This is a genomic window from uncultured Campylobacter sp., from assembly GCF_938030815.1.
Lineage (GTDB): Bacteria > Campylobacterota > Campylobacteria > Campylobacterales > Campylobacteraceae > Campylobacter_B.
The window spans coordinates 1-7,946 of the sequence record NZ_CALHII010000269.1 but is presented as its reverse complement, the minus strand read 5'-3'; the positions used below and the strand labels follow the sequence as shown (position 1 = coordinate 7,946).

At 49.3% G+C, this 7,946-nt stretch carries 7 protein-coding genes; 2 read left to right on the top strand and 5 right to left on the bottom strand.

The genetic code is table 11. The features are described from left to right. Window positions 1-479 precede the first annotated feature (479 nt). Complete coding sequence (locus tag Q0277_RS10000; protein ID WP_297997681.1) at window positions 480-983, bottom strand: hypothetical protein; 504 nt, start codon at window positions 981-983, stop codon at window positions 480-482. Between the two features lie 83 nt (window positions 984-1,066). On the opposite strand from Q0277_RS10000, the gene Q0277_RS09995 reads away from it, so the two are divergent. Then, window positions 1,067-1,945 carry an aminotransferase class IV gene (locus tag Q0277_RS09995; RefSeq protein ID WP_297997680.1) on the top strand — a complete coding sequence of 293 codons (879 nt, stop codon included), beginning with the start codon at window positions 1,067-1,069 and terminating at the stop codon, window positions 1,943-1,945. A gap of 46 nt (window positions 1,946-1,991) precedes the next feature. Here Q0277_RS09995 and Q0277_RS09990 read toward each other — a convergent pair whose 3' ends face one another. Beyond that, entirely contained in the window at window positions 1,992-2,957 is a 966-nt protein-coding gene (locus Q0277_RS09990) for a DUF3137 domain-containing protein (protein WP_297997679.1), read from the bottom strand. Window positions 2,958-2,965: 8 nt separating this feature from the next. After that, a complete protein-coding gene (locus tag Q0277_RS09985) occupies window positions 2,966-4,303 on the bottom strand; it encodes an AAA family ATPase (protein WP_297997677.1) in 1,338 nt (445 codons plus the stop codon). Between the two features lie 56 nt (window positions 4,304-4,359). Here Q0277_RS09985 and Q0277_RS09980 point away from each other — a divergent pair, with 56 nt between their 5' ends. Next, window positions 4,360-5,748, top strand: coding sequence for an SH3 domain-containing C40 family peptidase (locus Q0277_RS09980; RefSeq protein WP_297997675.1), 1,389 nt, complete (start codon window positions 4,360-4,362; stop codon window positions 5,746-5,748). A 335-nt stretch (window positions 5,749-6,083) separates the two neighbouring features. Here the strand turns inward: Q0277_RS09980 and Q0277_RS09975 are convergent, their stop codons facing one another. Further along, window positions 6,084-6,941: an isoprenylcysteine carboxylmethyltransferase family protein gene (locus tag Q0277_RS09975; protein ID WP_297997673.1), complete on the bottom strand. Its 858-nt coding sequence runs from the start codon at window positions 6,939-6,941 to the stop codon at window positions 6,084-6,086. Window positions 6,942-6,992: 51 nt separating this feature from the next. Continuing rightward, window positions 6,993-7,946 (bottom strand): ABC transporter substrate-binding protein (locus Q0277_RS09970; RefSeq protein WP_297997672.1); only part of this gene is annotated, 954 nt, incomplete at its 5' end.

Sequence of the window (7,946 nt, the reverse complement as noted above, 5' to 3'; positions counted from 1 at the left end):
CTGCTCCAAACTGCCCGCAAAAACATTGCTGCAAAGCGTAAAAATAATGCAAAAAAGTAACTTCATAAACTATCCTTTTCTTAAATTTAATATTATCCCTTAGATATTGTGTGATTTTACCCTAAAATAGTTAAACATAACTTCAATTACATAATACGGATTGCTAAATCGGTAGTAAGCGAACGAGATTAGAATTTAAGAAGCGATAGATAAAATTTTATGAAGTGAAATTTAGCCGTAGCGAAATATCGCGCAGGAAAGTATAGACTTTAATTAAAATTTATCTATCGTAATTTACGGTGCAGTTTTTACTGTATCGGCATAGAATTTTAATTTGGAATTCATCCATCATACCGGCTTGCTTTTCGAGCTGGAATTTTTACGTCTTGCCTACGTGCCGCATATTTCGCAATAAAATTTTAAAATTTGCTTGGGTTGAAATGCTGTTTTGTATTATAGAATTTTGCGGTATTTTAAAACTATTTTTCGCCAACTTCTACGATTTTGCTTAGCACGTATTGTTCTAGCTCGCGTCTAGGCACGTCGTTTTTGAGCGCTTCGTTGTAGATATTTTCGACTATGTGGCTGTATTTTTCGTAGGGAAAGTAGAGGAAATGGTTCGCCCATGCGCGTTTGATGAGCTCGTGAGTAAGCTTTTTTCTAGCCCACGCTTTGAAGCAATCAAAGCCGATAAAAACCGCCGACGTCGCTATGATCGTAAATAAAATGGAGAAGTGAAAGTCGATCTTTTCAAACATCGCGTGCGTCAGCGTTATCAGAAACATAACGCAGACGAATGCGAAGCAAGCGAAGATCACGTAGGATTTGCCGTAGTTAAATTTAAAATTTAGCTTCGAAGGATCGACGAGCATACCGTCGTTAAACTCGGCATTAGCTTCGAGCAGATCGCGGAAGAGCACGGGTTTGTGCGAGACATGAAACATAATTTCTAAAAGCCTATCTTTAAAATTTGATTTATCCATCGGGATTCCTTCGATTTTTGCGGCATTATATCTTAAATTAAATTGTTATAAGATAAAATAGCGCGAAATTTCAAGGAGCGATTATGTTTGAAATCAGCGGAATGAGCGGCGACGAGATAGTTTATATTAACGGTAAGCTTTGCAAGGCCAAAGAGGCTGCGATAAGCCCTTTTGATCGCGGTTTCGTGCTTGGAGACGGCATCTATGAAGTAGCGCCCGTGGTAAATTCTAAAATTTGCGACAGAGCGGATTTTTGGGAGCGCTTTGAGCGCAGCGCCACGCAGATCGAGCTGAAAATTCCATATTCTCGCGAAAAATATGAGGAAATTTTATATGAGCTCATCGCGCAGGGCGGCGTGAGCGAGGGCGCTTTCTACACCCAGATCACAAGAGGCGCGGCGATGCGCGATTTTGATTACGTCCGCGGCATAGAGCCTAGCGTCTTTGCTTTCGTCTATCATACGCAAATTTTTGATAATCCGCTCGCAAAAGAGGGGATCGAGATCGTAAGCCTGCCCGAGATCCGCTGGCACAGGCGCGATATAAAATCGATCTCGCTTTTAGCTCAGTGCATCTTAAAGCACGAGGCTCACAAGGCGGGCGCTTATGAGTGCTTTTTGATCGAGGACGGGCTAGTTACCGAGTGCTCCAGCTCCAGCGCATTTATCATCAAAGATGACGTCCTCATCACGCGGCCGCTTTCAAACGACATACTGCCTGGCATCCGCCGCAAGGTGATCCTAGGGCTTGCCGAGCAGGCAGGGCTTAGCGTGCAGCAGCGGGCGTTTGGAATGAGCGAGGTTTATGAAGCCGATGAAGCCTTTATCAGTGCGGCGACGCTGATGGTGCTGCCGATCGTAAAAGCAGACGGCAGAGCGATCGGAGGCGGCACGGTCGGCAAATACGTACCGCGCCTGCGTGAGATGTATGCCGCGCGGCTAAGAGCCGAAGCGGGACTGTAATAGGGCGGTCAAATTTAGCCCGTTAAATTTAAACGATACGGGCTGATTAAATTTTGCTTTCTAGCTCCCCGGTTATGTGACCCAGCTCGCTTACTAATTCTAAAATTTCAGCCAGTTCGTATTGATGAGCATACGCCGTTCCGGTTGTTGGAGGTATGCTAAATAGCTCTGTTTCAAAGCGGTTCGGCGCGCCGTTTAGAAATAGGTAAAATTTATTATCCATAAACGCCGCGCTTATACTAAATTTATGGTAGTATCGCTTTAGCTCGTTTAGTCGCTCCATCAGCGCGGGCGTCAATAGATAGCGAGCTTCGACCTTGTCATCAGCAAACACGCGAAATTCGCTATTAAAAATGACGTTGTCCATTAGCTCCTTCTCGCCTAAAATTTTTGTATTTAGCTCGCGACTCGCTAAGATGGTTTTGGCGTAAAATCTCTTGCCGAATTCGCATATCAGCACGCTGCCGCTAAAATCCATATACGCATCATATAAGCTCATTGCAAGCGAAGCTAGCTTCACATAGGTATTGTCTATGCCCAGATCGTAGTTCTTTTTGATTCTAATCGCCTCGCTAAGGCTAAATTTTACCCCATCCCATTCGCCTTTTATCTCATCTTCGCTGATAAAATCGGAGTTTGCAAAGATTCCCGCTCGCCTGAATTCCTTCGCGCTTATGCCGCGGCCTGGCGAATAAGTAAGCTGCGGATACGCCTGCGAGATCGCCGTGCGCACCAAAACTTTTTTGTAAAATAGTTTATATTCATAAGCGGCGTCCGCAATGCCGTCATAAATGCAAGCAACATAAATAATTAAAAGCACCGCGTAGATAAGATAGACTTCGATCATCTTGTAATCCGTATCATCGTCTGTTTTAAATACCGCATCGATCGCAAACATTATGATAAACGGAAACAGATAAAAAAATGCTATCTTGGCATAGATCATCACTACCTTGCAAATACACTTTTTTTGTTTGGCTCTACTTAGCGCTATCGCTCTTTCTAGCTGCATGCGTTTCCTTAAATTTTTTGATCCGAAATTTTATAAAATTCGTTCTCTTCGTAAAATTTCACCACGGCTTCGTCCGCGCTTGCGTTGCGCTGCAAATACCGCAGCAATGGCTCTGCACGCGTATATATCACCCCGAGCCCCGCAAGACTCGTCGCACGCGAAAGCGCCACGTAGAGCTGCCCCTTGGCAAAGATCCTGTCGATGTCGCAGATGAGCTGCGGGATGCTCATGCCTTGGGATTTGTGGATCGTGATGGCGTATGCGAGCTTGAGCGGGAACTGATAATACCGCGCCAGCACGATCTGCTCGGCATCCGCGCCGCTTGCGGCGATCTCGCTTAGTTCGTATGTTTGCAGCCCCACGCGGTTTAGCATGCCCGAGGGCTTTTTTACGACCACGCTTTCGATCTCGCCGCAGGAACTTTTTTCGATCTTTTCGACGACGCCTTGCTCGCCGTTGAAAAACTCGCCGCTTTTGTTTGCGGTAAACAGCACCTTTGCGCCCTCTTTCAGCGTCAGACTTTGCGGCGTATTTAGCGAGGCGATCCATTTTTGAATTTTCTGCTCGCTCACTCCGCTTTGCAGCGCTTCATAAACGCCCTCAAAGTTGCTCTGCGGCGCATTAAGCTTGGCTAGTCTGGCGCTATTTATCGCATCCACTTCGGCGTTTCTGCCCGAGATTATCGTGGCATCTGGTTCTGCTCGCGCAGCATCGATGAGCAAAGATCGCATCAGCTCCGCCGTCTGCTCGCTTGCGGTGCCGAGCCGCAGCTCACAAAGCAGGCGGTATAGTGCCGCATCCGCGGTGCGCTTGGAGCCTATCATCTCGACGTAAAAAAACTCGCACTGCCTCCACGCGTACGAGCCGAAGGCGTAATCCGAGTCGCTAAATAGGCTCGCGCGCGGTGCGCTCTCGCCCTCTTTGCGCACCGGCGGAAGCTGATAAAAATCGCCCGTAACGAGCAGCCGTCCGTTAAATTTAGAATTTGAAATTCTAAGATAGATCATCTCGAAAAGCTCGGCGCCGATCATCGAAATTTCATCGATCACGATGAGGTCTGCGAGGGCTAAAATTTTTCGCAGCTCGCTTAGTTTGCCGCTTTGTTTGCGATCGAAGCCCTTTAGCTCCTCGTGGTTTTTGCAAATGCCGAAGCGGAAGAAGCTATGCACGGTCACGCCGCCGATCTCTACGGCGCTGATGCCGGTGCTGCCGAGCACGATGACGAGCTTGCCGCGAGCGCGGTAGTTTTCGATGAGCTCTTTTATTACGTAGCTTTTGCCCACGCCTGCGCCGCCCGTGATGAAAATATTGCGATCTTTTAGCTTTTGGATGATGAAATTTATCAAGTTTTTTCCTATTTTTTGGCAAAATTATAGCCAAAATTTTTTAAAAGGCATTTTGTTTGAAACGACTAGTATCTCTTATCTTCGCAGCTTTGGTTCTCGCAGGTTGCGGCGAAACCGTCGGCCCGCGCAAGTTTATCCCCGAAAATCCCGCGGTTTTAGATCTTGATTACGCTCAAAACAGCGAGCGACTACCGGCTCCCGCTTCGGTGCAAAACATAAGCGGAAGCGCGTTTAAGAGCCGCTATTTTAAAATTTGGTTTGACGATGCGCCGATTAAGGCCGAAATCGATACGTTTTGGGGGCTTAATTATGCCAAGGGGCGCCACTTTGACGCCGCAGGCAGGATATACGACGATGCGATCTATCAAAGTATCCGCATAAACGCGAACGAAGAGGCGTTCGGGCTAATATCCGAGCCCGCTATTACGGTAAAAAATGCGCTGCTGCGAAATATCCCAAGCGATCTGCCGATTTTCGGCGATCCGAGCGAGCCGGGGGAGGGCGAGCCGTTTGATTACGCCGCAAATTCCGCCGTGGGTGTGGGCTATCCGATGCTGCTGTCGCATTACAGCAGAGACGGCGCGTGGGCGTTCGTACGCAACGACGGCGTGTGGAGCTGGATCAGAAGCGACGCGATAAAGCGCATCAGCCCTCAGCAGGCGGATATCTACGCAAATTCTAAATTTATAACGATCCTGCGCGACGGCGCAGTCGTTTATGACGAAAGCGGCGCGGAGCTTTTTAGGGCGCGCACCGGCACGATCCTGCCGTATGATTTTAGCGGCGAGCGCGATCTTGGCGGCACGCTTGGCGTGCGGAGCGTATTTAGCGGCGAAATTTTAACGCAGTTTGGCGGCAAGAGATATTTCGTTGGCGCGGAGGATGCGAAGCTTTGGCCCGCGCCGCTTGATGAGCAAAACTCAAAGATCGTAGCCGCTAGCCTGCTCGGGCAGAAATACGGCTGGGGCGGGTATAAATTTCTTCGCGATTGCTCGCTTATGACGAAAGACTTTTTGGCGAATTTCGGGCTGTGGCTGCCGCGAAATTCCAAGGCGCAATCGGCTCGCGGCGAGCGTTTTTCGCTGGCGGGGATGAGCGCGGATGAAAAGCTTAGCTTCATCGGCAAAAACGGCGTGGCGTATAAAACCCTGCTGTATATGCCTGGTCACGTGATGCTTTATGTAGGGCAGGTGGACGGCGAGCCTGCGGTGCTGCACGACATCTGGGGGCTTCGCACGATGGACGGCGGGCGCGCAGTCATCGGGCGCACGGCGATTACGTCGCTTACTATCGGCTCGGATCGCGCCGACATCGCCGAGGATCGCCTGCTGATCTCGCGTATCAACGCGATGAGCGTGCTTTCGGGCGAGGAGGACGCTATTTCGGACGATCGGTTAGCTCCTGAGGATCCGAGCAGCCTGTCTGCGTATGCGAGCGGAAATTAGGCTGCTTGCGGGTATGGGCGTGAATTGGACTTCGCTTAGCAGCTGCCGTCGTAATTGATTTCGCTGTTTATGGAGTCGCGCGCTTGATAGACACTGCAATGCCTGCAAGCGTAAATTTAAAATGGCGTTTTAAGTACTGCGCCATTTTAAATTTAGCCTAGATAGCGAACGAATTTGAAATTTCGGGCTTAAATTTAGTCTAAATTTAAGCCTATATCTCGCAGTCTTTAAAATTTCGAGCGAATTTTAAAATTAGTCCGCAAATCTAGTTAAAATTTTAAAAATGCCGTCTAAATTTAGGCTTCTGCTTTAAAGCTCAATCGCGCGCCGTTCTCTTAAAAGAACAAAAAATATCGCGGCGTCTTGCGTTTATACTCCAAATACTCCCGTCCGTAGGCTCGCTCGCAGTAACGCTCCTCGCCGAGAACCACGAGATGGTTGTATATGGCAAAGGGCACTATCACTAAGAGTAGCCACAGCGACGTCGAAGCGATGCAAACGCCCGCCATGCCGAGGAAATAAAAGAAATACATCGGATTGCGCGATAGGCGGTAGATGCCGCCCTGTGCGGCTCTGTCCGCAGGAGTTGCCGCATAGTCGTAAAACGCCTTGATGAAGCCCGCAAAAGCCGCTATATAGATCACCGCTCCGATCCAAAACCACGCGCTGTCCGTCTTAAGAGGCACGAACACCGACAAAATAAGCAGCGCTACTTGCAGCAGCGAGCTTATGATCGCATTTCGCTTGTCCGCGAGCGTGTACCAAGAGATATCGGTGGCGCGCTTGCCGACCTCTTTGTAGATAAACATATACGCGAACTGTATCAGCACCATCGCAAATGAGGGTATCCAAGCGCCCGCTAGAGAAGGCTCAAGCGTCGTAAAAAATGAAATTTCCATGACCGCTTCCTTTGCTTTAAATTTTATCTTGCAGCTTTGTTTTGCCCTTGTTTGCTTGTCGTTGCTTTGTCCTTTTTCACCCGCCGTGGGTTTAAATTTTACTCCGCCTCGCGCTGTATATTTGAGTGCGCTGCTCGCTCGGTACGCCGCCCGCCGCCGATGCCGCTTTGATGAAGTATATGGCATCGACGCCCGCTTGGTGCTATTTGTTGAAAGAGACTTTGGCGCTGGTAGAGTAGCAGTCTGCTCGGCGCCGATGTATCCGACGCCTGCTACACGATGAACATTCGGCACGGATGCTTCCTGCTAGGTGCGGCGCTGGTGCCGTTGCTTCGGTGCCGCGTCTTATTTACCCTCTGGACTAAGTCCTTTTAAGATATAGCCGAATTCCGTGTCGCTTAGTTCGTAATTCATAAATTTTTTATAAAACGCCTTCGTTTCGGCTTTCACGTCGATGTCGGCAAAAAGCTCGGGCTGGATGGTTTTTGCCGCCCATAAAATTTGAAGCACCGTATCCGCGCCGTATCGATCCCAGTTGAAAACCCCGCGCGGATTGCCGTAAACGCGCCCGTTTTTGACCGCATCCGTGCCGCTGTAGATCGGGCTAGATTTGATCTGAGTTACCGCATCTTCGTTATGATCGCCGCCCACGATTATGATCTGCGGGTTGCTCGCGATGATCTCCTCGGCGGTGATCGTTTTCATCGGGCCTTTGGTAGCGGTGATCGCGTTCGTGCCGCCGGCTAGCTCTATCCAAGAATCGATCAGCGTGCCTTTACCGTCTATCTTTAAAAGATCGGTTCCGCCTACGATGTGAAGGACGCGCGGGCGCTTATCGGGGCTTAAATTTGCGGTGCGGCCGCTAACCAAAGCGATATTTTTATCGAGATTTGCGATTAGATCCTTCGCTCTTTGCGGGGCGTCGCCGCCTAGCATATCGCCGCACATCCTGATGCTGCGCCTCATCTGCTCATAATCGCTAAATGACGCCTTTAAAACGGTAAAGCCCTGCTTAGCTAAATTTTCGCCCGCCAGCGCGGTTGAGATGATGACTACGTCGGGGTTGCGGCTCATCAGCTCCTCTAAATTTACGTCGTTGTTTTTTAGAAGCACGGGGATCTGCGCCAGGCGCGGATAAATTTTACGAAACCATGCGTTTTTGCTGATATAATCAGTAGTAGCGACGATCTTGTCCGCTCCTCCTAGGGCCAGTAAAATTTGATTGTTCGAGTGCCAGAGTGCCGCGATGCGCTCATACGTGATGGTGACACCGAACACGCACTCACCGAATTGGCCCTG